Here is a 25,871-nt window from a genome sequence, read left to right on the forward strand (position 1 = left end):
ATGGAGCCGAAAGGGATCCTCCATGCCGGGGCATCCCAAATCCGGGATGGCCATCGCCCGCCATCGCGCGGACTGGCCGAAAGGTTATGACGATTCAGGCTTTGCTTGCAGCAGGGCCCGAACAGTTTGCGGCAGCGCTTCCTCTACCTCTTTCTCTGAGAGGCGGCCGGTCCTGACTTCGGAGGCCGCACCGTGCAGGATCGCAAAATAGCATGCAGTCTGCCACCCGACAGATTGATCGATACGAAACGCACCCTCGGCCCGACCACGTGCCAAGAGCTCTTCGACGCGCACCCAGAGTACCGAGACCTCGCTAGTCGCCGGACGCGTTGAACCAGCCCCTACAGCGGGAGGAAGTCGTTAGCGTACTCCGGGAGCACGTCAACACTTTCGGAGTGCCGCTTGTGACAGGGCCGTCCTCCCGGGCTCCTCGGCTGCGAAACCGCCTTCGCTGTGGTTGTTACCGACCGAAGGATTCACCATGTCTCTCCACTTCGAGCACCCCCTCAGAACCACATTCCCCGCCGGGGTGAGCCGTCCGTCCCAGCGCTCGAGGTCGACCAAACAGTCGCGCCGCGTCCGGAGGAAGAAATCGCCGACGTCCTGCGGGCGAAACCAGAAGTCGAAGACCACAGCGAGCATCGCTGGACTGGCTCATCCTCGATCAACCGATGACCGGCCGCAGTATCGACTAGCCGGAAGCCCGATCGCCGACACACTAGCTTGACCTGGAAACGGCGCCCAGAGCGACAGCCTCCGACCCCGCATTCGAATTGCCACGCCTCTTGCAGATCGAGGCGGCGCACCTCCTAAGCAATAGGGGAGGAGGGTGCGGTGACGGTGTCGATGCGTGTGATGAGTGCCGGCGATGGCTACAAGTACTTGCTGCGCACTGTCGCTGCCGGAGACGCGGAGCGGTCGCTGTCCACGCCATTGACTCGTTACTACAGCGCGCAGGGAACGCCACCGGGTCGATGGAAGGGAAGCGGCCTCCCGGGCCTCGGCTCGGGGCGCATCGTCGAGGGTGCTGAAGTAACGGAGGCCCAGCTGCAGAGACTGATCGGGTCGGGGCGCGACCCGGTCGACGGCGCACCCCTCGGTCGCGCCTATCCCGAGTACCGCAGCGCAGCAGATCGAGCGCCGACCGACATCGGCCAGGAGCCGGGAGCCCGGCGGCGTGCGGTCGCCGGGTACGATTTCACGTTCTCGATTCCGAAATCGGCAAGCATCCTGTGGGGCTTGGCAGACGCAGCTACCCAGGCACGGATTGTGGACGCACACCATGCGGCGGTTGCCGAAGTTCTCGCATACATGGAGCGCGAGGTCGCGGCGACGCGGACAGGAACCACCGCACTCGACGGAGCCGTTGCGCAAGTCGATGTGACGGGCCTGATCGCCACGGCGTTCGACCACTTCGACAGCCGGGCTGGCGACCCGCATCTCCACACGCACGTGGTGATCAGTAACAAGGTGCAAACCGTGCTCGACGGCAAGTGGCGTTCGCTCGACGGCCGGCCGATGCACGCGGCCGTGGTTGCGCTCTCCGAACTGCACGAATCCTTGTTTGCCGACGCTTTGACGCGGTCCCTCGGTGTGCGCTGGGAGATGCGCGACCGGGGGAGGGATCGTCACCCTGCCTTGTCGATCAGTACCGTTCCGGAGGCGCTCGTCGCGGAGTTCTCGACGCGCTCGCGCCACATCGATACCGCGACCGACGCGCTGATCGACGCATACCTGAGCAGACACGGCCACCGTCCAAGCCCGGTGACGATCATGAAGCTCCGCGCGCAGGCGACGCTGACCACGCGGCCCGCGAAGGACGTGCGCTCCCTTGCTGAACTCACCGAGACGTGGCGTGAACAAGCAGAGCACGTGGTGGGAGCCGACGCGACGAAGTGGGTGATCGCGTCAGCCCCAAACTCCCCGGCACCGATGTTGCGTGCCGAGGATGTGCCTCGGGAGGTACTCGATGCGCTCGGGTCGAGCGTGATGTCAGCGGTCGGTGAGAAACGCACGACCTGGCGGCATTGGAATCTCGCCGCCGAGGCAGCCCGCCAGATGATGGAACACCGATTCGTATCGGCGACTGATCGCGAAGCCGTCATCGGCCTCGTCGTGGATGCCGCAGAGCGGGCCTCGTTGCGGATCACACCACCCGAGCTCGCGCCGAGCCCTACCGCGTTCCGGCGTGCCGACGGCACGTCCTTCTTCCGCCCGAAGCACACCACCCTCTTCACCTCGACACAGCTGCTCGACGCGGAATCTCGGCTGCTGGAGCGTGCTGCGGACACGACCGGACCCCGAGCTGTCGTGTCGATGCTCCGTGCAACCTCGCACATGCGGCTGCCCGGTAGCGCAATGCTTGCCGACGACCAGATTGCAGCACTCACGGCGATCGTTGACTCAGGGCGGGTTCTTGATGTTCTGGTGGGTCCGGCCGGTGCAGGCAAGACGACCGCGATGAACGCGCTACGGCAGGCGTGGGAGGCAGCGCATGGTGCGGGCTCGGTCGTGGGACTCGCTCCCTCGGCCGCCGCCGCTCAAGTGCTCGCGGAGGACCTCGGCGTTACAACCGAGAACCTGGCGAAATGGTGGCACAACCATCTCGACCACGGAGCGACGTTTCACGCCGGCCAGCTCGTCATCATCGACGAAGCATCCCTGGCGGGCACGCTGTCCTTGGATCGGATCACCGCGCTTGCCTCGACCGCAGGCGCCAAGGTGCTGCTGGTCGGCGACTACGCGCAGCTGCACTCGGTGGACGCCGGCGGCGCATTCTCGATGCTGGTCCACAGTCGGGCGGATGCCCCGGAGCTCGACGACGTGCACCGTTTCAGACACGAGTGGGAGAAGACAGCCTCCCTCGGACTGCGCCAGGGCGACCCCGATTCGATCGACCGCTACATCGCGCACGACAGAGTGAGCGGCGGGACCACCGAGTCGATGGCGGATGCCGCCTACGCGGCCTGGCGCGCGGACAGCCGAGCCGGCAGAAAGACCGTGCTGATCAGCGACTCGAACGAGGCTGTCGCATCCCTGAATGCACGCGCCCGCACAGAACTCATCCTCGAAGGTCGCGTCGACGCACTTCGCGAAGTCTCCCTCCACGACGGAAACCGTGCGGCGGTCGGGGACACGGTGATCACACGCCGGAACGACCGGCAGCTTCGCAACTCCCAAACCTGGGTGCGCAACGGTGACCGGTGGACTGTGATTGGTGTGCGCCGGAACGGCTCGGTCGAAGTTCGCCGGCACGGCCGCCGGTGGGGGAGCGCGGTGCTGCTTCCCTCGGACTACGTCGCGCACCACCTCGAACTCGGCTATGCCGTCACCTCGCACCGGGCGCAAGGCATCACAACCGACACCGCGCACGTCGTCGTGACCACGGGCATGACGCGCGAGAACCTCTACGTCGCGATGACGCGAGGTCGCGAGGCGAACACCGCCTACGTCGCCGTCGACCGGCCCGATGTGGCCCACGTCGGGCCGCGACCGGGCGACGACCAAGACACGACGGCACGCAGCATCCTCTGCGGGATTTTGAAGCACGTCGGAGCCGAACTGTCCGCACACGAGTCGATCGTGGCGCAGCAGGATGTCCGGGGTTCGGTGGCTCAACTCGCGGCGGAGTACGAGACCATCGCGGCGGCTGCACAGCGCGACAGGTGGATGGCGTTGGTGCGCGGCAGCGGGCTCTCACCAGGCCAGGCCGACGACGCCATCAAGTCGCAGGCGTTCGGGGCGTTGACGGGGGAACTCCGGCGTGCCGAAGCCCACCATCTCGATGTCGAGAGCCTGCTCGCTCGCGGAGTTGCGGCACGCGGGTCTGGGGACGCCCAGGACGTGGCAGCTGTCCTTTGCTCCCGGGTAGCACTGGCGATCGCGCGTGACGCTGCCGCGGGTCGGTCGCGCAAAAGTCCACGATTGGTCGTGGGGCTTATCCCGAAGGCAATCGGACCGATGGCAGCCGAGATGCGCCGGGCCCTCGACGAGCGCAGCGACCTGATCGAAGCCCGAGCGAGCGCTGTCCTCGACGAAGCACTGCTCGCCGGAGAGACGTGGATTCGGGAACTCGGGGCCGTCCCACAGCGAAAGCTGACAACCGGTTGGAGACGGCAGGCGTGCACCGTAGCGGCGTACCGGGACCGTTATGCAATCGTCGGCGCGAGCGCGCTCGGCCCCGTGCCGCAAACGGTGACCCCGCGACGCGATGCCGCTCGGGCTCGTGCCGCGCTTGAGGCTGCCAAGCGGCTCGCTGAAGGAAGAGACGCATTTGCGACACAGCGCCCGAGTTTCACCGCGGGTCCTCCGCCTATTCGGATCGAGATCTAGTATCCGGTCGGGCAACCGACGGGAGCGCCACTACTCGTGGTATCGCGGGTTCAATTCCCACTCCCGCACTCTGACCAGGATTTCTTTCGGTCAAAGGGCCTCTATTTTTGATCGGATAACACGCAGCTCCGCTCTAGACTCCGGTCTCGGTCTGAGTTTCGGGCAAAGTTCCGTTGCGCGTCCCGGCAGGCAGTGGGTCTTTCGTGCCACTGGTGCTCAGGGCCGGCGGCGGGGTGTGCGTCGCTGGTCCGATTTGGATGGCTGCCCGTTCAGCGGCGCAGCTCGAGCGCTCGGAGTCGCCGGCGCCCTCATCGATAGCCGACCGATATCGAGCCGAGGGCGACGTCTGGGCATGATGGCAAGCCGAGTTAGTGGGCGCGCGACTAGGTCCGGTTCAAGCTACCGCTTCCACATAGCGAGTTCATCGTCGAACCACGCGATATCAAAGAGGGCCAGCGGCCAGCTGTCGAGGCTCGCAAAAGATCGGAGTTGGCTGGCGAGTATTGATGCGGGAGCCGGAGCTAGGGCCTAAGTAGTCGCGATCGACTGAAGCGAGATCGAGCAGGGAGAGGGGACTGCAGGGGACGCCATATCAATTGACATCTTGGGGCCCCCGCTTCGTATTCCGAATCGATGCGATGAGGCCGGCGGTGTAGCGCCGGAAGTCCTCAACCATGTCGATGCGCTCTGGGTTGAGCAGCCACTGCAGCTGTAGGCCATCCATGACCGCGACGATCTGACGGGCGAGGCGATCTGCATCGATGTCGGCGCGCAGTTCTCCTGACTTGATGCCTCCGCGAAGGCCCTCGGCGACTGAGTCGCAGATGATGCGAAAGCGCTCAGAAGCCCAGGGCGCGGCGGGGTGATTGCGCGTGGTGGCTTCTGCCGTGAGTGCGGTGAAGAGACGGGCGAGCTCTGGGGCGCGTGCGTTGCCCTCGACGATGGTGATGTGGTTCTCGAGGTCTTCGATTCCCTGCAGGGCTGAACTACCCGCCGCGACAGACTGGGACTCGGCGTCGCGCTCTTCGAGCACCGCGATCAGGATCGCGTCCTTGTTGGGGAAGTGGTGTCGCAGACCGGCCTCTGAGAGCCCGGTGCGATCGGCGATCCGAGACAGCGAGGTGCCCCGGTAGCCGTGCTCTGAGAACTCGAGCAACGCTGCGCGCAGGATGCGCTCTCGGCTCTGTCGACCGACCGCATATCCGCCGCGGAGGTGTTGCTCGTGTTCCATAGTCCATAGCCTAGCGAACCCCAAATGTCTCAGTTTGATAACAAGCCACGAATGCTCGTGGTTTTCACTTACAGTGATGCTCAAGAACGAAAGAGGCAGTTCAGCATGGAGCAGCGCACTCAACAGAAGCATCACCAGTCGCGTGTGGGCGAGCAGATCACCCTGCTCACGGGCGCCGATGATTGGCACACCGCTGCCAGCGCCGGGGTGCGCGCGATGCGCCTGTCGGACGGGCCCGTCGGCGTGCGCGGCGGCAGCTTCGATAGCGTGCGGCGCGGTGCGCTGTTGCCCAACCCGGCGGCCCTCGCGAGCACGTGGGACCGGGCGCTGATTCGTGAGGCCGGGCAATTGCTAGGCCGGGAGGCGCGCGACGCGGGGGTGGACTGGCTGCTCGCGCCGACGTTGAACCTGCCGCGAAGCCCGCTCGGCGGGCGCACCTTCGAGTGCTATTCGGAGGACCCGCTCCTCACCGCTGAGGTGGGCCTCGCGCTCATTCTCGGCATCCAATCGACCGGGGTCGCAGCCACCGCTAAGCACTTCGTCGCCAACGAGTCTGAGACCGAACGGCTGAGCTATAGCGTCCGCGTCTCCGAACGCGCGCTCCGCGAGCGGTACCTGCTCCCGTTCGAGGTCGCCGTCACGGAGGGCCGCGTCGCCGCCATCATGGCGAGCTACAACGCGCTCAACGGCACGCTCGCGACAGAGAACCGCTGGCTGCTCCACGACCTGCTGCGGACCGAGTGGGGCTTCACGGGCGCGGTCGTCTCGGACTGGGGCGCAGCTCGCACGACTGCCGACACGATTCTGGCGGGGCTTGACCTCGTCATGCCCGCCACGGAGAGCCCATGGGGTGACCAGCTGCGCGCGGCGGTGCGATCTGGCGAGGTCCCGGTCGCGGCGATCGAGCGCGCCGCAGGCCGAATTGCCGAGATCGCGCGCCGCACGGATCCCGCGCTGGAGCCCGCCGCCCTGGCCGACCAGGACGACGAGTCCGCCAAGTCGGTGCTGCGCCGCGCCGCGACGCTGGGCAGTGTGTTGCTGGCAAACGACGGGATCCTGCCCCTCGTAGACATGGACATAGACAAAGACGCGGACGCCGTGCGGTGTATCGCGCTCATCGGGCCAGGAGCCCGCGAACTATGCCTGCAGGGCGGCGGCAGCGCACTGATCCTGCCGAAGCATCACACCGGGCTCATCGAAGCGCTGCGCCAGCGTTTCGGCCCGGGGACCGAGTTCGTTCTGGCGGACGGCGTCCGCATCGGGCGCACGCTCCCGCTCCTCGACCCGACCAGGATCGAGGAAGCGCTGAGCCTCGAATTCGCCGATGCGCAGGGAGCGCCGATCAGTCGGCGGCAGCTGGACGTATCGCACGCCGTCCTCGAGAGCGCACCCGCGGGGACCGCGGCGGTCACGATGCGAGCGCGCGTGCGATTCGCCGAGACGGGGACGCACCAACTTGCCGTGCGCGGCGATGGGCACTTCACGCTGTCGGTGGACGGCGCCGTCACTGAGCTCACGAATGCGACCCCGGATCGCGACCCGCTCTCCCCGATCGTCGAGCCTGCCGAGTGTGTGTTCGAGGTTACCGAGGGGACGCACGACATCGCGCTCACGCTCCCTTGGGATCAGTCCGCTGACTGGCACGTCCTGGGCCTGGGTCATCTCGCCCCCGAGCCGGACGAGAAGACCCGGATCGCGCAGGCGGCCGAGCTCGCAGGCGGCGCAGACGTCGCGATCGTCGTTGTGGGGACGACTGCCGAATACGAGACCGAGGGCGTCGACCGGACCACCCTCGCGCTGCCGGGCGGCCAGGACGAGCTCGTGAAGCAGATCTGCCAGGCGAACCCGAACACCATCGTCGTCGTGAACGCCGGCTCGCCGGTGTTGCTGCCTTGGGCGAAACTCCCACGCGCCCTGCTCTGGGCCGGCTTCCCTGGGCAGGAGGGCGGCGAGGCCATCGCCGATATTCTCTTTGGCGACGCGGAGCCCGGCGGGCGGCTCGCGATGACCCTGCCGAGCACACAAGCAGATCTCCCCTCGATCATTCCCGACGACGGTGTTCTGGAGTTCACAGAGGAAGACCGCATTGGGTATCGGGCGGCAACGGACTCCGCGTACCCGTTCGGGCACGGACTCGGATATACCCAATGGGCGTTCGAGGCCGCGAGCGTTCAGCGCGGGCCAGATGGGGAGGTCGCGGTGTCCGTTACGGTCTCGAACGTTGGCCAGCGGGCCGGGCGGGAAGTTGTGCAGGCATACCTCCGCGACGAGGACGGGCTGCGAAGGCTCGTGGGCTTCGGCGCGATCGAGCTGGGCGCGGGAGAAACCGACATCACGGTCGTGCAAGTGCGCGCCCGATCACTGCGTCAGTGGCGCCTCGACGGATGGCGCCAGCGCACGGGCGAGCTGACCCTCGACATTGGCTCGTCAAGCTCCGTTCTCCCGCTCTCGGTCACCCTGGAGTGCCCGCAAAGCACCCGCACTGAGCTCGGCACCGGCTGACCAGAAGCTCGCCTGTTATTTCCCCTCATACCGTAAATAGAATGACAAAGGAGTCGTCACATGTCCGCTGAACCCACAACAAATCCGCCAACCACAGCCGAGGTGGCGATCGCGATGCCGGGTGAGGTCGCCCCCGGCCGGTTCGCCTACCGCCCGATGTTCTTCACGGCGCCGTTCGTGATGCTCGTTCTCTTCATCGTGTGGACCGCAGTTCCGAGTTTCCTCATCCCGATCCAAGTGCAGCAGCTCGCGGGCGGCACCGACACGGGGTCCCTGGCCTTCGCGAGTGTGTTTGGCAGCGTCGCCGCCATGATTGGCAACCCCATCTTCGGGCGGCTATCGGACCGCACGCGCAGCCGCTTCGGGCGCCGGACGCCCTGGATGCTCGTCTGCGGCGTCGGCGGCGCGCTCGTGATGCTGTTGCAGTCAAACGCCGGATCGATCCTTATGCTCGGTGTCTGCTGGGCCGCGACAAACCTCGTGCTCAATGGCTTCCAGGCAGCGTTCGTCGCGACCGTTCCGGACCGCGTGCCCAAGAGCAAGCTCGGCGCGGTGTCGTCTCTCGTCGGGGCGGGCCTGAACGCCGGCGTGCTCGTCGGGTCGCTGATCTTCGTCTTCTTCCCGGACATCGCGGCTACCTGGGGCTACGAGATCATTGCCGGCCTCATCCTGCTGGCCACGCTCGTCTTCGTGATCGGGAGCCCGGACCGGGACTCGCGCGACCTGCAGACCGAGCCCTTCAACCTCGGGAAGTTCGTGCGCAGCTTCTGGGTGAACCCGCGCAAGCACCCCGACTTTGCCTGGGTCTTCGTCTCGCGCGTGGCCATCATGATGGGCTACTTCATGATGTTCGCGTTCCTCATGTTTGCGCTGCAGGACTACGTGGGCCTGAGCATGGAAGAAGCCCTTCCGCAGGCGGCGCTGCTCTTCACTATCAATGGCGCGTTCTCGGTCGTGGGCTCGCTCGTTGCCGCCCCGTTCGCCGACAAGCCGGGCCGGCTAAAGGTCTTCGTTTTCGTCGCCGGGATCCTGCTCGCGCTGTCGCTCACAATCCCGCTGTTCAGCGCAACGATGGCGGCGATGATGGGGTTCGCCGTCATCAACGGGCTCGCGTTTGGCCTGTACATGTCCGTGGACACCGCGCTGGTCAACAAGGTGCTACCGGTCGCCGCTGACGCGGGTAAAGATCTCGGCATCATGAATGTCGCGATGGTCTTGCCGCAGGTCATTTCGGCTGTTGTCGGGGCGGCCGTTGTCGGCCTGTTTGGCTACTTCGGGCTCTTCGCGATCGCATCGGTGATCGCCATCATCGGCGCACTCGCGGTGCTCCCCGTCCGGAAGATCTAGGTCTCGTAGTCATGCAGCCTATGGTGCAGCTGTCCGTCGGAGCCCTGCGCGGAAGCCTGAGCGGGGGAGTGGAGCGGTATCTCGGGATCCCATTTGCCGCATCCCCTGACGGGGCACGTAGGTTGCAGCCGCCGCAGCCGGCCCCCGGCTGGGGCGGGGTGCTCGACGCCACTCGATTCGGGCCAGCGGCGCCGCAGCCGAGTGACGTGCCCCGAGAGGCCATGTTCGATTTGCCGGCGCACGAGTGGGCGGAGGCCGGGTGCCTAACGCTCAACATCTGGGCTCCGCGTTCGGGCGCAGCCTTGCTCCCGGTACTGGTCTGGATTCACGGGGGCGGGTTCTTCCTCGGCTCCGGCAGCGACCCCAGTCACGACGGCGCGCGGCTTGCCCACGAGCACGATGTCGTCGTGGTCACGATCAACTACCGCCTCGGCGCTCTGGGGTATCTCTGCGCCGAAGGGGTGCCGGCGAACCTAGGACTGCGGGATCAGGTGGCAGCTCTCCGGTGGGTGCGCGAGCACATCGGCGCCTTCGGCGGGGACAGCGGGAACGTGACCGTCTTTGGACAGTCGGCCGGGGCGATGAGCGCGGTGTGTCTCTTGGTCAGCCCGCCTGCCCGAGGGCTGTTCCACCGTGCGATCGTGCAAAGCGGAAGCGCGGAGATGGTGCTCACGCAGGATGAGGCGCGAGCCCGCGCGGCCGAATTTGTCGGCATGCTGGGTGTCGATGCCGCAGATACGGAGGGGCTACGGACCCTGGACATCAACGACCTCCTGCGGGCGCAATCCGCATTTGACCTCGAAATGGAGCAGCGCGGTGAGCTCGTCGCGTTCGGGCCGGTGATCGATGGGGAATGGCTCCCGGACCAGCCCCTTCGCGTCATCGAGGCAGGCGGAGGACATTGCATGCCGGTGATTCTCGGCAACACGCGACACGAAGGACGCATGTTTACCGAGCTTGTACCGGGTCCCCCGGTGGGGGCGGACATGGTCGAGGCGATGCTTGCGAAGGCGTTTGTCGATCCGGGAGCGGCCAGGGCGGCCTACCGCGCAAACGAAGACTGGAAGGGTGAGACCGACCTCTTTGCCGCGCTGCTCGGCGACGAGCTCTTTGGCCTTCCCACCGATCGCCTCGCCTGCGCGCTTTCGAACAACGGCTGGCCGACGTGGCGCTACCGATTTGATTGGCGCTCCACCGCACGGGGCGGCGTGCTGGGCGCCTGCCACTCGCTCGACATTCCGTTCGTGTTCGATTTGCTCGACCTGCCCGGGCTTGAGCGGTTCACCGGCGAAGACCCGCCCCAGGCGCTCGCCGACCAGATGAGTGCGGCCTGGGCCCGGTTTGCGCGGGACGGTGACCCAGGATCCGCCTGGCCGCGATTCGACGAGGCGACCCGGTACTGCCTGATCCTGGACGACGAGCCGCGCGTGCTGCGCGACCCGGACCGAGCCAAGCGACAGCTCTGGGAGTCCGGGTCGCGCAGGCCCGGCTAGGTCGAAGAAGGGGCCGCGCTCAGCGGCTGAGCACGCGATCGAGTTCCGCGATGCGGTTCCAGCGCCCGCCCGCCGCCGCAAGATCACGCGGTGAAACCCCCGCCGCGGGAGGGGAGTCGAGGGTCGGCGCCTGCGTTGAGCAGCATGCGCACCACCTGTGCCGCCCGGTCCCCGCCGTCCCCAAGCACGATTGCCTCGTGCAGCGCGGTCCAACCGAAGGTCGGGGCACAGTTAGAACGGCCGTGGGGAGACTACTTCTCTGGCGGTGTGTCCGCGCGGCGTTGCCGACTCTTGGGCGAGTCATACGAAGCCGATCCCGAACCATGTCCGCGCGTTCGGGGGCGCGGCATGAGGAGGAGCGTTTGGGGGGGCTCGTTGTATCGCTCAAAGCGGTTCAAATGGCCATCTTCTACCCATCAGAATCATTTTCAACCGACCCAAATTGACCGAGTACAATTGGAGGCAGTGAACCGCCCGGTTCCCTGTAAACACAAGGGAATCCGCAAGTTTTCCAAGACATTCGGCGACGACCAAATTAAGGCCTGAGCCTTCAGGGGGTCGCAGGTTCAAATCCTGTCAGCCCGACCAAAGGGCCGTTCTCGAAATTCTTCGCAGAACTGCCTCAAAGAAATCGCTCCTGATGAGAATCAGAAGCGATTTTTGTTTTGTCGGGCGGTTTTGTTGATTTTGGAGCTCGGTTTCGGCTGCTGCTCAAGCTCGCCCAATCCAGATTCATCGTCTTCGGTTTCATCCGCCGTGGGAGGCGTTGATAGCTCCGCCGTTGAAGTCGGAGCGAGAGATTCAAGGTATTGGTTCGAAGCGCTGGCGCAGCCGCTCAGGGAAAGCACGACTGCGCCGGCGAGCACTAACGCTGAAGCTGGGCGGAGATCGAATCGCATGGGCTTGACACTATCGCTCGGCCACCCATAGCTGAAGCAGCGTTTTCTAACATGAAGACAGCTCCAATGTCGGGAAGCGCGTTCGGCAAGCCGGACGCCTTCGCACACGCATCGCCCCGGCTATTCCCGCGGATGTCGGCCATGGGTCGCCTCCCACACTCGCCTCGACAATCGCATTTATGCCGCCAACTGGACGGAGCCCTCGGCACGCTCGTCGAATAACCGCCCGAGACCCCAGACTCGAACTATCTCGCTGAGCCTTCGATCACCATACGTGCGGCGGATGGTATGAGACCGCCTCCGCATTGATGCCTGCGCCATCAATCCACGCCTGAAGTCGCTGTACGGCTTCGAGCCTGCCGGCTGCGCGTTCCGGGACGAAGAGCCGCGTCAACGGGGCATCTTCTGGTGGCACCGCAGTCGCATGCAGGAGCCAACGTTCAAACGAAGTTCGGCGTGTGCACCGCTCATCGACAACGACTACGATCCGCTCATCGTCAAACTCGGAGGGGTCGATCACCCAGAGATCAGCCGCAGAGCCGTCATCTGGGTTGATTCCGGTCTCGTCAGGAACCCCAACGAAAGGCATGTCTTGATCGTGCCCGAGGAGTACGCCACGGGAAAACCGAATGTGTTTCGCCGAGTTGCCGCCAAGCAATGCAGCGGCTGGTGATCTTTTATGTGTAGCCATGACCCACAATGCTAATCTCACCTCGATTTCCCCCCCAGACCGGGCTAAGAATGGTTTCGAGCGCTCATAAAACGTGAGCATGGTAGCCGCCCAAATTCGAGTGGACTGGGGGTGCACGCTCAACCCTTTGATGTCGGTACCCATCAGTACGAATAGTCCCATGGCGGCTCTTGCTGAACGGGGCGCTGAACTGCTTCAGAGTCCTGCAAAGCGGAAGCTGCCTACCCTCGCCACGGCAGACATCTCGGTCCCGGTTATGTGGTCTTCCGAGGCATAATCCGGCCGGGGAGGGACTCAACCCCGGAGCGGGAATCTCTGTTGATCGCGTCGAACAACTGAACGCAGCGACCGGGTCGAAGCGCGAGCGAGCACCGTGCTCGACGAAGCACTACGCGGGGGACCCTTAGACGCGGGAAATCGGGGCCGGCCCGCATCGAAAGGTAACACCCGGGTGGATACAGCACCCGTGCACCGTGGCGGCATACCGGGACCGCTACGCCATCGTCGGCGTGAGCGCCCTCGGACCGGTCCAAGCGCTGGCGGCAGAGCCCCGCGATACCGCTCAAGCTCGTAGCGCGCTAGTGGCCGCCAAACGGATCGTGGAGGAACAGGACGCCTTTGCGACTCCGCGCGCGGGTCGTGCGCGTCCGCAGGTAATGCCGCTGAATCCCTGGACGATTTTTCGGCACTTTCGCGCACATCCTCTGCGCTCTGCCAAATGATCCTCTACCGGCCGAGCAAGGTGGCCAACTCGTCGAGCGACTCCTCCGTAAACGTGAACTACAGGGTGACACCCTCGAGTAGGAGCACGAGCTCGTCGAGTTCGACGTCCCAGCCCTCTCGGTTCTGGTCAAGACGTTCGCGACGGTAACGGGTGCCACCGGGGAGCGTGTCGAAGCCCGATTCGATCACCGTGACATCCGTCCCGGTGCCAGCATCGGAGATGGTGAAGCGCACATGCGTCGAGTACTCGTCGAGCTTTTCGGCGGGGATTCCCGACCAACGGAAGCCGAACGAGTCGTCGGGCACCACTTCGGTGATTTCGATCGGGAAGCTGCCGTAGCCATCCCAGTCGATGCTGCCAGTAGCACCGGGCTCGAGCGCGGCGAACTCCACACCGTCTCCGAACCACTTGACCATCACCTCGGGGTCGGTCAGCGCCTTCCAGACGCTCGCGCGCGAGGCCTCGATGTGCACGGTGCGGGTCACGGTGTGGCCTTTGATTCTTGCCTGATCAGACACGGTGTTTCCTTCTCGTTCGAGCTGAGCGCGACGGGACATTGCCCGCCGAGCGGCACGTGAAATGAAACGCGCCTCAACGAGCGTACCCACCATTGCTACTCGCGTTCACGGGCGGAGTACCCATGAATGCGAGTAGCAACGCATCAGCGGTCGGTCGGTGGGCTGTCCGGAGCCGAACCGGTATCAGTGGCAGACGAAGTCCACACCGTTCAGGCGGAACTGGCCGTTCAGCACTTTGCCGGTCATCCCGACGAAATGCTCGTCGAGCGACTCGTCGGGATACTCGTCGATCGAGAGGATTCGGGAGTTCGTGAACAGCGCCGCAGTCACGCTACGGCACCGGGGAATCGTCATCTCGGGCGGCACCTTCGGCATCGGTGTATCTTCCTCACTGACCGAAACCCGCCAGATTCAGCCCACCGAATCAACCCGCTCCGGGAGCATCCGGCCATGACACTCAACGAGTGACATCTGGACGCACTCGAGGTATGGAAGAGGAATCGAAATGAGAATTCTGTCACGCTCCTGGCGACTCGCCGCCACCGTTCTCGCGGCGGGGCTTCTCGTTCTCCCCGCAGGAGCAGCCGCATCCGCCGCGTCGTCGACCTCGAAGCCAATGTCCGTGTCGACCGCGGTTTCCGCAGCAAACGACGGCGAGGGCCCACAGTTCTACAGCGGTCTCGCCGTCGACGTCTCGGGTGCGGTCGACGGCGACGTGTATGCGTCGGGCCAGAGCGTCACGATCAGCGGCAAGATCAAGGGAGACGTGATCGCCGCAGCCCAGAACATCACCATCACCGGGACTGTTGACGGCAATGTGCGTCTTGCCGGGGGCAGCGTCATAATCAGCGGTGACGTCTCGCGCAGTGGAACAGTCTTCGCGGGGAGCGTGAATGTCACCGACGCCGGATCGATCGGCAACGATCTGGTGAGCGCCGGGGGAGATGTCGCGATCGCCGGGAAAATCGGCCGAGATCTGCTCGTCAGCACCGGACAGCTCACCATTGACGGAACAATCGGGGGCAACGTCACCTATCAAAGCAACTCCGCCGCACGCATCGCAACGGGCGCAGTGAGCGGCACCGTGGAGCGTGTCGAACGGCAGCCATCACCCGAAGTCGAGATCTCACCCTGGGCCGTATTCGTCGGCTGGCTTCTCGGGCTGCTCTACGCGCTGGTCGCTTTGAGCCTCATCACCATCGTCGCAGCCCTGCTTGTTCCGCGCGTGTTGCAGCGGGTAACAGACCACCTCATCCCGTCTCCCTGGAAGGCATTGCTCGTGGGGTTCGTGGCATCCATCGCCGTACCCATCGCGTTGCTGGCCCTCCTGGTGACCGTCATCGGCGCACCCCTCGCGCTTGCAGGCCTGTTGCTGTGGCTCGTGCTCATGCTCGCGACCTTCGTGTACAGCGCGTATTACATCGGACGCCTCCTGTTCCGCGGCAACCAGCATCCCGTCGTGAAGGCGCTCGTCGGCGGCGTGATCCTCATCGTCGCCCTGCAGATTCCGTGGCTGAACATCGTTGTCTGGGTCGCCATGGTGTTGTTCGGTCTCGGCGCACAGCTCCTGGCGATCCAGAGTCAGCGGCCATGGCGCACCCGGACCGAAACGGATGCGATGCCGCCCGCGGCAACGCCACCAACGGTCGGGGAGTCGCCGCAGACACAAGCCTGACATGCCCAGGAAGGAGCCCAACGAGCATCCGTCGGGCACGCGGAGGAGAGTTCGGCGGGGTCGTTGTATCGCTCAAAGCGGCTCAAATGGCCATCATCTACCCATCAGAATCATTCTGAGCCGACCCGAATTTCTTGAACGCTGGCACGATTCTGAAGCTTTCCGGTGATCAAGAACCTCCATCAGAACCGCGGCGCAATACTACTGTTGCCGTATGTTCACAAACGATCCGCTGCCCAACCATCCCGCTCCGGATAACCCCTCAGGGAAGCTGATTCTCTTGCGACATGGAGAGACGGAGTGGTCAAAGGCTGGCAAACACACCGGGCTGACGGATGTTCCGCTCACGGCCCGGGGAGAGGAACTTGCCCGCGGCGCAGGTCGATTGGTGGCCGAGTACGATTTTTCGCTCGTGCTGACCTCGCCGCTGCAGCGTGCGCGACGCACTGCTGAGCTCGCGGGCCTTCAGGCAGAGGTTGATCCGTTTCTCTTGGAATGGGACTACGGCGGGTACGAGGGGCGCACGACGCGCGAGATCCGCAACGAGCTCGGCTACAACTGGAGCGCATTTACGCACGGCGTGATTCGTGGTGAAACGCCCGGTGAAACGGTCGAGGAGGTCGCCGCCCGCGCATCGCGGGTGCTCACGCGTGTGCTGCCCGCGTTGGAGCAAGGAGATGTCGCCCTGATCGCACACGGCCATTTCCTGCGCATTTTGACAGCCGTGTACCTCAGGTTGGCCCCTCGATTCGGTGCTCAAATCACTCTGGATGCTGGATCGGTCTCCGTGCTCAGCTACTACCGTGAGCAGCCGGCCATCTTGTCTTGGAACTACGGAGCTGAACTGCCGATGGTGCCCTCGGAGTCCTAAGAGTCTGATTCCTTAGCGCACGCGCTGGGCGGCGAACTGCATGCGCGGATGAGCGTAGAAGTCTTGAGCCTGCACGAGCTGCAATTCTCGCTCACCCGATTGATGCGTCAGCTCGATGAGGTCGAACACACTGGATGCGGTCCGTTCCAGCGCTACAGCGGCGTCACCTGTCGCGCGGTAGTGCGCCGAGAATAGTGCCGCGGTGACGTCGCCCGATCCGTTCGCTTTGAAAGGCAGATGGGGAGTCTGCACGATCCACGCGCCCTCAGCATCCACTGCGAGCATCTCGACGGTGCCGGGCTCGCGGTCGGGGCGCTCCACACTCGTCACGAGAATGGTGCCCGGACCCATCGCCCGGGCGAGGTCGACGGAGTCGAGTGTCGAGTCCAGCGTCGATGGCTCGGTGCCGGTGAGGAATCCCAACTCGAACTGGTTCGGAGTGATGATGTCGGCCACGGGGACTACGCGATCCCGCAGTAGCTCGGGGATCTCGGGCGCCACGAAACACCCGGACTTCGCGTTGCCCATCACCGGGTCACACGCGTAGATGGCCGAGGGGTTCGCCGCTTTCACCCGTCGCACCGCATCCACGATGACGTCGCCGATTCCGGTGCCGCCTTGGTATCCCGAGAGCACGACGTCGATCTGGGCGAGCACGCCACGTTCCTCGATGCCGAGGATCACATCGTGCACATCCTCGGGTGCGATGAGGGATCCGCGCCACGCGCCATACCCCGTGTGGTTGGAGAAGTTCACCGTGTTGACCGGTAGCACTTCGACCCCGATGCGCTGAAGGGGGAACACAGCCGCCGAGTTGCCAACGTGACCGTGAGCGACGGCCGACTGAATCGAGAGAATCTTCACGACGTCAATCTTCCTCTCTTCGAACAGTCCGGGCCGCCGACGAGCTCGCCGGCATGCGGCTGAAGCGGCTGATCGTGAGTTCGCCGAAGTAACCGGCGAGGATTCCACGTACTGGACGATCGAGGACATCCTCGAGACGTTGCCGAACGATGACACGCGGCAGCAGGCAATCTCAGAAGCCACGTTCGTCGCTCACAAACTCACTGAAGCCAACACGTACTGACGTACGGCCGGCCTCAGGGGATGATGATGAAGTACACCAGTCCGTTGATGTCATGGCCGTAGTCGGCCAGTGACGCCTCGATGCTCTGGTCGACTTTCGGGTCGTTGCCTGGGTCGGTTTGGGCGGTGTACCGAACGGTGATGGTGCCGTCTACTCCGGTTTCTATGTTGGTGACGATGCCGGTGTGATCACGGTCGGACGGGTTCGAGGCGGAAGGCTGCCAGTCGAACTGGATGATGTCGCCGACTTGCACGGCGCCGCGCGCCGCAGGGGAGTCCGGTGTTTCTACGTATCCGTGCCCAGTCAGCCAGTTCCGAAGCTTCGTTGATGAAATGTGGAGCACATTTTCCGGAAGACCTCGGATCAGAAGCGATCGGGACGCGAAGTTGGCGCAGTCTTCATTTGGGATGTAGGAGTGACCCCACGAATACTTCTTCGTCCAAGCGTTTTCTGTCACCCACGCAAGTTGGGCTTCCAATCCACGTTCGCCTAGGAGCCAAGCCGGGGCGGCTGGCACAGGTTCCGGACTCGAGGCAGGCGATTCTGAGGGAGACTGAGCATCCGTCGTCGACGGTTCAGCGACCAGGGGCGGTACCGACGAGGGAGAATCCGCAGCAACTGGACGGCCGGCGGCTGTGTCCGTGATCACGATCTGACTCACTGTGGCACTCGGAGCACCCAGATGCCAAGAGCCGGTTGAGACCACGAGAGCGCAAGTAGCGACAGCAACAGCCGCTATGCCGTACCGATGAAATGCCTGCAATCGGAACTCCTCAGGTGTTTCCCTGAGGGCATGTGGAGGACTACTTTCCGCGACTTGATGCCAGCCTGTTGGCTGGTTCCTTCCGAAACCTACCCGTAGATCCTCGCCGCATTCACAATGGTCAGCATGTCGTCAACTGCCCCGACGACACCATGCCCCGAAGGGATGAGCAAATCAAGCCTGAACCCAGCTTCTTGAGGGGCGACTAGCGCCTCAAGGTGTCTGACGGGCGTTCGGCGAATCGTTTTCGGTATGCGGCCGCAAAGCGGCCAAGATGAACAAAACCCCATCGTGCTGCTACCTGCGTCACTGTCGCGGTACCAGGCTCGGCGGCCAGAAGTTCCTTGCGCACCTCCTCGAGCCTCAAATCGCGAAGGTATTGCAGGGGGGAGGTGCCAAGTGAACTGCGGAAGTTCTCCTGCAGGCTGCGCACGCTCGTCGAGGAAGCGGCGGCGAGTTCGGCCGCAGTCCACGCGTGAGCCGGGCGGGCACGCATCAGTTCCACCGCCTCAGACACTGCACGCGCGCCCGCGAGCGGCGGAGTGGCCCGAAGAATTTCGGAGTAGTTGTGAGGTTGAGCGAACAGCAGACTATGCACCAATGCTTGTTCTAGACGGTGCGCCGCGAGCGGGTGCTGGAGCATCCCGTCCGCTTGGTCTGACGCGGCATCGATGAGTCGGAGTGCCTGCAACACTGTATCTCCGGCCGCAGTGGCCAGGTCCAGCGCCATTGAAAACTCCAGCGGTGTCCCGAGGTTGCGTCCTAGAAGGCTCTCCAGTTCGAACCGTAGTTCAACCTTCGGGAGCATGAGGGCGATCTGGGCGAATTCGTCGTCACAGTCGAGATCGACGGGAAGACCGGGTGCGAAAATTGCGGCGGTCTGCGGAGTTGCGTAGACGGGGTCACGAGGGCCGGCTTGCATCCTCGCCCTGCCTGCGACGGGGATGTCGACATGGTAGTTGGCGGCTTCAACGGTCTGAATTCGAATGGCGACCCCGAACTGCAGGTACCCGACAGTCACGCGTCCAATCTTGATTGCGTTCAGGGACATGTCGAGGGAGGTCGAAGCGGATGCCGACGGGAAGTCCATCGGTAAGTACACCTCGCTCAGCGCCTGTCGCGCCACATCGAGGTCTCGGGAGGAGACGACGGGATGTCGGCTGAACGCCTCACGAAATGTCGACTGCATACCTCGATTCTCGCGTAGCGAAGCTCCGTAGGCCTTGGGGCCGCTACGTCTCGCGTGAATGGGATCACGCACGCCGCGCGTTTCGGATTTCGTGCGCGCCTGCGGACCCTTAGCTTTGGAAGAACATCGCCGGGGGACTTCGTCGGCCCCGTCTGAACGCGGATCTGCCAGGAGCGATTCCAACGGCCAACAGGAAAGGACAGGACAGACGTAGTGATGCAGTGCCCGAAATGTCAAGCGCGGACTCGCCTTGCCGACAACGAGTTCTTTGGAATGGGCCTCGCCGTTCATCGCTTCATTCGCATCTGCGATCAGTGTGGTTGGATCGCCTTCGAGTCCGGCGCAGAGCCGAGACTTGAGGTGGAGCAGCCGGACGCTCGCCAGTGGGACCGTCTCCGGCGCGCGCTTCGACGCGTCTGGAGGTGGCCATGGTCGCGACATCCACGCTCACGCGGTAGCTGACACCACCTCTGTCCGTCCCATCCTCAAGCGCAATGTCATTGATGGGAGTGTCCCGAGTCGCTTGCTGCAGCCGTAGTACCGAACCGCAAGGACCTCCGGTACGCACCGGTGCCCTCCCGCATTGCCACTGAAAGTCGTAGAACGCTAGTGCACGCGCCCAAACGTCAGTTATGCCAGTCAGTTTCACATTGGTTGCGGCAATGTCAGCACATGGTGCTGGGTCCGCTTTTCTGGGGATGGTTCAAAGTCACGACGCAGGAGCAACACGAATGGCGTTACCCGACAGGGCCATCCGAGATCAACATCGCCGGAACCGGCCCCGCCCGTATCCTCGTAGTTGGCGACGGCCCCGCGGCCGGTTTCGGCGTGCGGACCCACCAACTGGGAATCGGTGGACATCTGGCCAGATACCTGGTCGGACAGATCGAGGGCGGAGTTGTGGTGACTGTCGTGGCACAGCCGGCCGCGTCGGCTCGCTCGACCCGCGAACGCCTCGGCGATATTGACCTCGAAGGCTATGACTCCATCGTGCTCATGCTCGCAACAACCGACGCTTTTTGCCTCACTAATCGCCGTAGTTGGCGGCGCAACATGACCGCACTGGTGCACGCCCTGAAATCCACGGATGCATCATCCGTGTTCGTGACGAGCGCCGCCAGTCTGCATTTGGCAAGGCCTCTCGCCCCGTTCGTTCGCCGGATAGCAGGGAGGCACGCGCGAACGCTCAATGTCGAGACCAGTCGAATCTGCGCACAAACAAATACGCCAATGATTCCGTTAGATGCCGCCTCCGACCTCACATCCCGCACCTATGCAAAGTGGGGTCGCCGTATCGGTACGCACGTCGCAGGCTCCCTGCTCAGGCGACCGTCTTCCAAGCAACCAACGTGAACTCCCACGCAGCATGCAAGTACCGGAAGGCGCTCACGTGACTCCTAATGCGACTGGAACTCCCCGGGCGATGAAGCGCCGAGGGAACTTCACAGCACGTAAGGGACGATTTGCGCTTTGGTCTCGGGGCGACCCAGGCACCGTCGACGCGCGAGAATGCAACACGCCAAAGGAAACGATGAACATAACGGGCTCAACCATCGTCAGGTTGTACCTGACCCGTATCTCATTCCGTTACGTCGAGACGCGCGTGCCGGTGAACAGGCACGGCCAGATTCCCGCTGTGCTGGTCGACCCGAAGAGTGTTGCTGGATCGGTCATCGAGGGAGTCTGGCTTGGAGAAAGCCGCGATTATGGCCCGGACGGAATCAACTACGTTCGCATAGGAGCGGGAGCGTCTTGAAGTTTCCATCAAGCCGAAGTCAGCGATGATTTCCTGCTTGGTGGATGCTGTCCAGCCTCCTGGCTACTCAGCGAGCGCTTCTCAACCTCTGCCGACCCGAAGATCCTGGCTCTGCGCGTCAAAGCTGACTGCCAGCAGCGAGATACGATCAAATTCATGGGGACAACCGCTCAGACACGTTTCGCTACCGCGCTTGTCTTAGCTCTGGGAACTGGTGTCTCTGGATGCGCCACCCTGACTCAACCCGACCTAGACGCTGAAAGCGCGTTGACAAGTTGTGACGAGATTATGCCGGAGAAAGTTGCGGCGGATATTCTCGGGGTGGGCGGTCATCTTGTGCAAGTCGAGGCAGAGGAGCCTAACGCTGTCAGTCCACTCGTCGACAGAATGGTCGCCGACGGAATAGCGTGCGGTGGCAGTGTCAATGGCACTGTGATTTTGGATGGCGCCGTGGTGATTGGCCAGCTTGCAACGAACGAGGAAGAGTGGAGCTCGATCCAAACTGAGTTCGCGGCCGACGGGCATCTGGTGACCGATGATTTCGGAATCTCAGGTTGGGTACCCGTCTCAAAGCCCAGCGACGACCCAACGTTGGGCAGTGGATTCGCCTGGCGCGACGGAGTGCTCTACTACCTGATGAACCCGATGATGCTCGCGTTCGTGCCAGCATTCGCTTCGGAATTCGCCGAAGCGTGGTGACCCCGCCCCCGTGAGCCCGGCTCCGCCGCGCGACTAGCCCTTCAAGTTCGACCTCTGCGGTGGCGTCGTGGCCGGGTAGGGACGCTGTGCGGATGACGCAGATGCGAGACGAGCTGGGCCAACTCAAGAGCTTGGTGGGAACGGCTCCCATGTTCGATATGGAGCACATCCCTCTCGACCCGCGCGCGCTTTGTTCTGGAAGACAGCGGAGAGTGCCGCTGTCGTGACGAGGTGAGACTTCCTCGGATGCAATGACGAATTGTCTCCGCCGGAAGCTCTCCAACTCGGCTCGTCCACGATGAGATACGGCAGTTCTCCGCGATGAATCAGAGAGTACGATCACGTCGATGTGTTCGGCCGTTCGGGCGCAACTCAGATCTGGCGGGAGGGGACACCCAATGGACTTCACCGGAAAGAATGTGGTCGTCACGGGATCCAGCAAGGGCATTGGCCTCGCTGTGGTTGAGGCATTTGTCGAGCTTGGTGCGAATGTCGTCGCCAGCGCACGGTCATCATCGGAACGAATTGACAGCCTCGTAGAGTCGGGGAAAGTCACATTCGTGGCCGTCGATTTGGGCGACCCCAATGGGCCGTCTCGCCTTGTCGAGGGTTCAGATCAGCCAGTTGACGTACTCGTGAACAACGTGGGTGCCGCGGCGGCCCGCCTGGGAGGGTTCCTTTCGATCACAGACGAGGAGTGGGTGCGATCGCTCGAACTCAATTTCCTCGCTGCGGTTCGAACCACGCGAGCCGTTATCCCGAAAATGATTGAGCATGGCGGGGCGATTGTGAACATCGTCTCCGTCAACGCGGAGCTACCTGATCCGACAGTTTTGGACTACGGGACCGCAAAAGCGGCGCTCGCAAACTTCACCAAGGGCATTTCCGCCGAATATGGTCCGCAGGGCATTCGCGCCAATGCCGTCAACCCTGGGCCAGTCGGAACGGACCTGTGGCTGGGCAGCGGTGGCATCGCCGAAACGGTCAGTCGCGGTTCGGGTTCCTCGGCGGCTGCCGTGCAGAACAACGCTGTCGCCGGGACCGCGACACGGAGATTCAGCACGGCGCAGGAGGTCGCGGCTCTTGTCGTGTTCCTCGCGAGCGACAGTGCCGCGAACATCACCGGGGCTGGATTCCGTATCGACGGCGGGCTTGTCAGCACGATCTAGCTCAACCAAGAAACCGGCGCCTATTTCATCTGGTTGGGATCAGAATGAGGTCATGACCGCTGCCAAGTCATCCGGACCTGTCGCGCGGACCGTGCGGATCGCATCGCGAGTGTCGACACTGGAGCTGCTGCTGGATCTCGTGTTCGTGTTCACGATCAGTCAGGTGGCGGAGATCATCGTCGCGCAGCCAACGTGGGAGGCCGTCGCGCAGGCCGCAGTAACGATGGCGCTCGTGTGGTGGATGTACGACGCATTCGTCTGGCTCACCAACCAGTCCACTCCCGATACGACGCTGATACGTCTGCTACTCATCGCCGGGATGGCCGGATTCCTCGCCATGTCGCTCGCGATCCCCGATGCGTTCGGCTCGGCCGGGCTCTTGTTCGGAGTCTCGTATCTCGTCGTCGTCCTCATACACGCAGGCATCTTCATCGCCCACGGAGGAACAGGGGCGCGCACGATGCTACGCGCGGGTCCGATCAACCTGGTCGTCTCCGCTCTGCTGATCGCATCCGGATTCGTGACTGGCCCGCTCGACTGGGTATTCTTCCTGCTGCCGCTCCCGCTCTGCTTTCTGGCGAGCACCCTGTCGACGCGGATCGGGCTACAGGTCGGCGCGGCCCATTTCGTCGAGCGGCACGGCCTCCTGATGATTATCGCCTTCGGGGAATCCATCGTCTCGGTGAGCGCCGGACTTACGGCGCACGAGGGGCAGCTTCAGCTCGCGCTTTCCGCGGTCGCGACCGTCGCGATCGTCGCTGCCCTCTGGTGGTGCTATTTCACTGGCGACAATGTCCGCGCTGAGCGAGCCTTCGGCCTGACGAAGACGCGTGAGCGTACGACCCTCACGCTGACCGCATTCTTCGTGTGCCACCTGGTGATGATCCTCGGCTTGGTCGGCCTTGCCGCCGGCCTGCGGCTCTCCCTCCCGCACGCGTTTGAGCCAGCATCCACGGCCGCCGCCTGGCTCATCGCGGGAGGTGTCGCGGTGTACCTGGTCGGCCATGCAGAGTACCGGCGGGAACTTGATCTCGGGCCATGGCATTGGCGTTTGATCGGCGCCGTCATCTGCCTCGCCTGCGGTTTTGTCGGGCCGCGCATCCCGGTGCTGGAGCAGTTGGCCGTGCTCACGATCGTCGTGGCAGCGATCCCTATGATCGAATCGATCCCACGAGCCCGCTCGTCGGAACGTACTTAGGTGCACATCGCGGGGAGCTCGGCGGAAAATGCGTCTCCTGTTCCTCTCCATGGGTCGACGATCTTGTCGGCTACCGTGAGGAACTCACCCCTGGCTCGTGTCTGGTTGCCCGACGCACGAGCGCCTCAAGTCGTTGGCTGTGCGCGCCGCGCCAGTACACCCAATCACAACTGGTGCACCGCGAAAACGAGCGATAGGTGCGGAGCGTTCCTGGCTCGAGCTGGGCCGCGACCTCTGCGGCGGGCACCTCCGCGAGGAGCGCCCCGCAGCGCAGGCACCGCGTCCACGGCGCAAGTCGCGGGGCGAAGCGACTGAGAACGTCATCCAGCTGCGCGTCCACGTCGCCTGAACGGATGAGCGCACCATCGTGCACGCTTCTGCGGAAGAGCAGTCCGCGGTCTCGGGTGAGCAGCTCCCGTTGCTCGGTTGCGGAACGGGCGGCCAGCTTGAAGTCATCGTCCTCAGGTTCATAGGCCGCATCGAGGCCGAGGAGCCGCATCCGGCGCGTCAGCGTGCCGAGGTGTACGTCGAGCAGGAAGAGACCGGAGCTCGGCTGCGGTCGTTCCCGAGCTTCGACGTCGATCGCTGACGAGGCTCCGATGTGCGTCGTACGAAGTGCCTCGTGACCGATCCTGTGGCCGTCCACGGATGCGGCCCCGACTTCAGTCACCGGCACGCCCAAGACTTGCAGGAGATGTGCCACCGTTTCTGTGGGAGCGGCGTCACGGACGACATGGTCCCCCCGGTCTCGCCTGGGCAGCAGGGACCGAAGTGTGGGATCGACCTCGACGATGACTTGCGGCACCTGGACATCGTGCCTGCTCAAGTTGGGCGCTCGCTGGGCCAACTGGCTGAACGGTTCGTCGCATCGGGCTTCCGATGCGCGGCTCAGCGATTTCAGTGGGCTTTGGGCGCGTCCCGGCGGCCGGATCACGAAACCACGTCCCCCAACTCGCCTGGTGTGACCAGTCAGTGAGTAGGTCCTTGAGCCTTGCTCCACCGGCTTCGGAAGAAACTGCGGTCGATTCTGTAGTTGCGTCTGCCCCAGAACGCGAACACAGAGCCTTTCTACTTTTCGTATTTCCAGAATCGACCCTTGCCTCCGGCGATCCATTCCAGGGCTTCATCTATTCGCCGTTGTCGTGTGCTTTCAGTCTTGGCACTTTCAAGCCAAACGATGTAGTTCTTGCGGAATGACGCTGATTGGTTTTCGAAAACCTGTTTGGCACCGGAGTTTGTCGAAAGTGCTTCTAAGAAATATGCCGGAGTCTCCACTGGTTTGCTGTTCGGTGCAGCCTTGGCTGTCTTGTCGAGTTTTATGCCTTTGTCATTTAGATCCATCGCTTCTTTGAAAAAGCCTGCGAGCTCTTCATCTGATGGCAGCTCGGACATACTCGTGATTCTGCTCAAAAATCGCTGGCCCGGCTTTACCTTTTTGCCGCCTGCAAACCGGGGATCGTTCATGAATTCAGACTTTATGAATGTGAGCGAACAGTGGTTCTTAGCTGAAGCCAGCACGCACATGAAATCGTCTTTGTAGTCAAAATGCGGGATAGCCCACTTAATTGACTCCATTACATCGGGGCAGTTTTCATGTGTCTGCTCTCTCAGATAATTGAGGATTGGTCTGGCGAAATCCTCAGAGTTATCGATGTACTGGGTGACTTGAGGGTCAGCATTCTTGAGTGACATTTTGTATATTCTCATTCCGGTACATTGTTGATTTG

General features: G+C 63.4%; 21 protein-coding genes. 10 read left to right on the forward strand and 11 right to left on the reverse strand.

Annotated features, from left to right (window positions below):
• Positions 1-846 precede the first annotated feature (846 nt).
• Positions 847-4,332, forward strand: a complete 3,486-nt coding sequence (mobF, locus tag AC1DCF_RS14345; RefSeq protein ID WP_477211741.1) for a MobF family relaxase — start codon at positions 847-849, stop codon at positions 4,330-4,332.
• 592 nt (positions 4,333-4,924) lie between these two features.
• On the opposite strand, the gene AC1DCF_RS14350 is transcribed toward mobF, so the two are convergent.
• Positions 4,925-5,563 carry a TetR/AcrR family transcriptional regulator gene (locus tag AC1DCF_RS14350; protein ID WP_477211611.1) on the reverse strand — a complete coding sequence of 213 codons (639 nt, stop codon included), beginning with the start codon at positions 5,561-5,563 and terminating at the stop codon, positions 4,925-4,927.
• Positions 5,564-5,587: 24 nt separating this feature from the next.
• Between AC1DCF_RS14350 and AC1DCF_RS14355 the strand changes: the two genes are divergently transcribed.
• Genes AC1DCF_RS14355 through AC1DCF_RS14365 form a run of 3 tightly spaced genes read left to right on the forward strand, consistent with a single transcriptional unit; the run spans position 5,588 to position 10,905 of the window.
• Positions 5,588-8,065, forward strand: coding sequence for a glycoside hydrolase family 3 C-terminal domain-containing protein (locus AC1DCF_RS14355; protein ID WP_477211612.1), 2,478 nt, complete (start codon positions 5,588-5,590; stop codon positions 8,063-8,065).
• Between the two features lie 60 nt (positions 8,066-8,125).
• Positions 8,126-9,412: an MFS transporter gene (locus AC1DCF_RS14360; RefSeq protein ID WP_477211613.1), complete on the forward strand. Its 1,287-nt coding sequence runs from the start codon at positions 8,126-8,128 to the stop codon at positions 9,410-9,412.
• Between the two features lie 20 nt (positions 9,413-9,432).
• On the forward strand, positions 9,433-10,905 hold the full coding sequence (locus AC1DCF_RS14365) for a carboxylesterase/lipase family protein (RefSeq protein WP_477211614.1): 1,473 nt from the start codon (positions 9,433-9,435) through the stop codon (positions 10,903-10,905).
• Between the two features lie 83 nt (positions 10,906-10,988).
• Here AC1DCF_RS14365 and AC1DCF_RS14370 read toward each other — a convergent pair whose 3' ends face one another.
• The 5 genes from AC1DCF_RS14370 to AC1DCF_RS14390 form a co-directional block, all read right to left on the reverse strand.
• On the reverse strand, positions 10,989-11,093 hold the full coding sequence (locus AC1DCF_RS14370; protein WP_477211615.1) for a hypothetical protein: 105 nt from the start codon (positions 11,091-11,093) through the stop codon (positions 10,989-10,991).
• A gap of 459 nt (positions 11,094-11,552) precedes the next feature.
• Positions 11,553-11,804, reverse strand: a complete 252-nt coding sequence (locus AC1DCF_RS14375; RefSeq protein WP_477211616.1) for a hypothetical protein — start codon at positions 11,802-11,804, stop codon at positions 11,553-11,555.
• A gap of 265 nt (positions 11,805-12,069) precedes the next feature.
• Positions 12,070-12,495, reverse strand: a complete 426-nt coding sequence (locus AC1DCF_RS14380; RefSeq protein WP_477211617.1) for a hypothetical protein — start codon at positions 12,493-12,495, stop codon at positions 12,070-12,072.
• 780 nt (positions 12,496-13,275) lie between these two features.
• Positions 13,276-13,737, reverse strand: a complete 462-nt coding sequence (locus AC1DCF_RS14385; RefSeq protein ID WP_477211618.1) for an SRPBCC domain-containing protein — start codon at positions 13,735-13,737, stop codon at positions 13,276-13,278.
• Positions 13,738-13,920: 183 nt separating this feature from the next.
• The gene (locus AC1DCF_RS14390; RefSeq protein ID WP_477211619.1) at positions 13,921-14,091 is read right to left on the reverse strand and encodes a hypothetical protein; all 171 of its coding nucleotides are present in this window, start codon (positions 14,089-14,091) and stop codon (positions 13,921-13,923) included.
• A gap of 151 nt (positions 14,092-14,242) precedes the next feature.
• On the opposite strand from AC1DCF_RS14390, the gene AC1DCF_RS14395 reads away from it, so the two are divergent.
• Positions 14,243-15,412 (forward strand): DUF8173 domain-containing protein, encoded by a 1,170-nt coding sequence (locus tag AC1DCF_RS14395; RefSeq protein ID WP_477211620.1) that lies wholly within the window; start codon positions 14,243-14,245, stop codon positions 15,410-15,412.
• Between the two features lie 214 nt (positions 15,413-15,626).
• The gene (locus AC1DCF_RS14400; RefSeq protein WP_477211621.1) at positions 15,627-16,283 is read left to right on the forward strand and encodes a histidine phosphatase family protein; all 657 of its coding nucleotides are present in this window, start codon (positions 15,627-15,629) and stop codon (positions 16,281-16,283) included.
• Positions 16,284-16,295: 12 nt separating this feature from the next.
• On the opposite strand, the gene pdxY is transcribed toward AC1DCF_RS14400, so the two are convergent.
• From pdxY to AC1DCF_RS14415, 3 genes are all read right to left on the reverse strand, one after another.
• Positions 16,296-17,147, reverse strand: coding sequence for a pyridoxal kinase PdxY (gene pdxY, locus AC1DCF_RS14405; protein WP_477211622.1), 852 nt, complete (start codon positions 17,145-17,147; stop codon positions 16,296-16,298).
• A 236-nt stretch (positions 17,148-17,383) separates the two neighbouring features.
• Positions 17,384-17,848 carry a CHAP domain-containing protein gene (locus AC1DCF_RS14410; protein ID WP_477211623.1) on the reverse strand — a complete coding sequence of 155 codons (465 nt, stop codon included), beginning with the start codon at positions 17,846-17,848 and terminating at the stop codon, positions 17,384-17,386.
• 490 nt (positions 17,849-18,338) lie between these two features.
• Positions 18,339-19,613: an AraC family transcriptional regulator gene (locus AC1DCF_RS14415; protein WP_477211624.1), complete on the reverse strand. Its 1,275-nt coding sequence runs from the start codon at positions 19,611-19,613 to the stop codon at positions 18,339-18,341.
• 381 nt (positions 19,614-19,994) lie between these two features.
• Between AC1DCF_RS14415 and AC1DCF_RS14420 the strand changes: the two genes are divergently transcribed.
• The 4 genes from AC1DCF_RS14420 to AC1DCF_RS14435 all read left to right on the forward strand — a co-directional run bounded on the left by AC1DCF_RS14420 (position 19,995) and on the right by AC1DCF_RS14435 (position 24,144).
• The gene (locus AC1DCF_RS14420; protein ID WP_477211625.1) at positions 19,995-20,675 is read left to right on the forward strand and encodes an SGNH/GDSL hydrolase family protein; all 681 of its coding nucleotides are present in this window, start codon (positions 19,995-19,997) and stop codon (positions 20,673-20,675) included.
• A 559-nt stretch (positions 20,676-21,234) separates the two neighbouring features.
• A complete protein-coding gene (locus tag AC1DCF_RS14425) occupies positions 21,235-21,777 on the forward strand; it encodes a hypothetical protein (RefSeq protein ID WP_477211626.1) in 543 nt (180 codons plus the stop codon).
• Positions 21,778-22,175: 398 nt separating this feature from the next.
• Entirely contained in the window at positions 22,176-22,946 is a 771-nt protein-coding gene (locus tag AC1DCF_RS14430) for an SDR family oxidoreductase (RefSeq protein WP_477211627.1), read from the forward strand.
• Between the two features lie 52 nt (positions 22,947-22,998).
• Positions 22,999-24,144 (forward strand): low temperature requirement protein A, encoded by a 1,146-nt coding sequence (locus AC1DCF_RS14435; protein ID WP_477211628.1) that lies wholly within the window; start codon positions 22,999-23,001, stop codon positions 24,142-24,144.
• Positions 24,145-24,214: 70 nt separating this feature from the next.
• Here AC1DCF_RS14435 and AC1DCF_RS14440 read toward each other — a convergent pair whose 3' ends face one another.
• Both AC1DCF_RS14440 and AC1DCF_RS14445 read right to left on the reverse strand, forming a co-directional pair.
• Positions 24,215-25,258 (reverse strand): Mut7-C RNAse domain-containing protein, encoded by a 1,044-nt coding sequence (locus tag AC1DCF_RS14440; RefSeq protein WP_477211629.1) that lies wholly within the window; start codon positions 25,256-25,258, stop codon positions 24,215-24,217.
• Complete coding sequence (locus AC1DCF_RS14445; RefSeq protein WP_477211630.1) at positions 25,213-25,836, reverse strand: YdeI/OmpD-associated family protein; 624 nt, start codon at positions 25,834-25,836, stop codon at positions 25,213-25,215. The genes AC1DCF_RS14440 and AC1DCF_RS14445 overlap by 46 nt, the downstream gene beginning before the upstream one ends.
• Positions 25,837-25,871 lie beyond the last annotated feature (35 nt).

The sequence above is a fragment of the Leifsonia sp. 10L418 genome, from assembly GCF_056395445.1.

Coding starts and splice junctions, on each gene's coding strand:
- AC1DCF_RS14400 (WP_477211621.1), top strand. CDS start 15,627: ATGTTCACAAACGATCCGCTGCCCAACCATCCCGCTCCGGATAACCCC.
- AC1DCF_RS14395 (WP_477211620.1), top strand. CDS start 14,243: ATGAGAATTCTGTCACGCTCCTGGCGACTCGCCGCCACCGTTCTCGCG.
- AC1DCF_RS14425 (WP_477211626.1), top strand. CDS start 21,235: ATGGGGACAACCGCTCAGACACGTTTCGCTACCGCGCTTGTCTTAGCT.
- AC1DCF_RS14415 (WP_477211624.1), bottom strand. CDS start 19,613: ATGAACGGCGAGGCCCATTCCAAAGAACTCGTTGTCGGCAAGGCGAGT.
- AC1DCF_RS14420 (WP_477211625.1), top strand. CDS start 19,995: ATGGTGCTGGGTCCGCTTTTCTGGGGATGGTTCAAAGTCACGACGCAG.
- AC1DCF_RS14365 (WP_477211614.1), top strand. CDS start 9,433: ATGGTGCAGCTGTCCGTCGGAGCCCTGCGCGGAAGCCTGAGCGGGGGA.
- AC1DCF_RS14390 (WP_477211619.1), bottom strand. CDS start 14,091: ATGACGATTCCCCGGTGCCGTAGCGTGACTGCGGCGCTGTTCACGAAC.
- AC1DCF_RS14440 (WP_477211629.1), bottom strand. CDS start 25,258: ATGGATCGCCGGAGGCAAGGGTCGATTCTGGAAATACGAAAAGTAGAA.
- AC1DCF_RS14435 (WP_477211628.1), top strand. CDS start 22,999: ATGACCGCTGCCAAGTCATCCGGACCTGTCGCGCGGACCGTGCGGATC.
- AC1DCF_RS14375 (WP_477211616.1), bottom strand. CDS start 11,804: ATGCGATTCGATCTCCGCCCAGCTTCAGCGTTAGTGCTCGCCGGCGCA.
- AC1DCF_RS14380 (WP_477211617.1), bottom strand. CDS start 12,495: ATGGCTACACATAAAAGATCACCAGCCGCTGCATTGCTTGGCGGCAAC.
- AC1DCF_RS14360 (WP_477211613.1), top strand. CDS start 8,126: ATGTCCGCTGAACCCACAACAAATCCGCCAACCACAGCCGAGGTGGCG.
- AC1DCF_RS14430 (WP_477211627.1), top strand. CDS start 22,176: ATGGACTTCACCGGAAAGAATGTGGTCGTCACGGGATCCAGCAAGGGC.
- AC1DCF_RS14350 (WP_477211611.1), bottom strand. CDS start 5,563: ATGGAACACGAGCAACACCTCCGCGGCGGATATGCGGTCGGTCGACAG.
- mobF (WP_477211741.1), top strand. CDS start 847: ATGCGTGTGATGAGTGCCGGCGATGGCTACAAGTACTTGCTGCGCACT.
- AC1DCF_RS14355 (WP_477211612.1), top strand. CDS start 5,588: ATGTCTCAGTTTGATAACAAGCCACGAATGCTCGTGGTTTTCACTTAC.
- AC1DCF_RS14445 (WP_477211630.1), bottom strand. CDS start 25,836: ATGTCACTCAAGAATGCTGACCCTCAAGTCACCCAGTACATCGATAAC.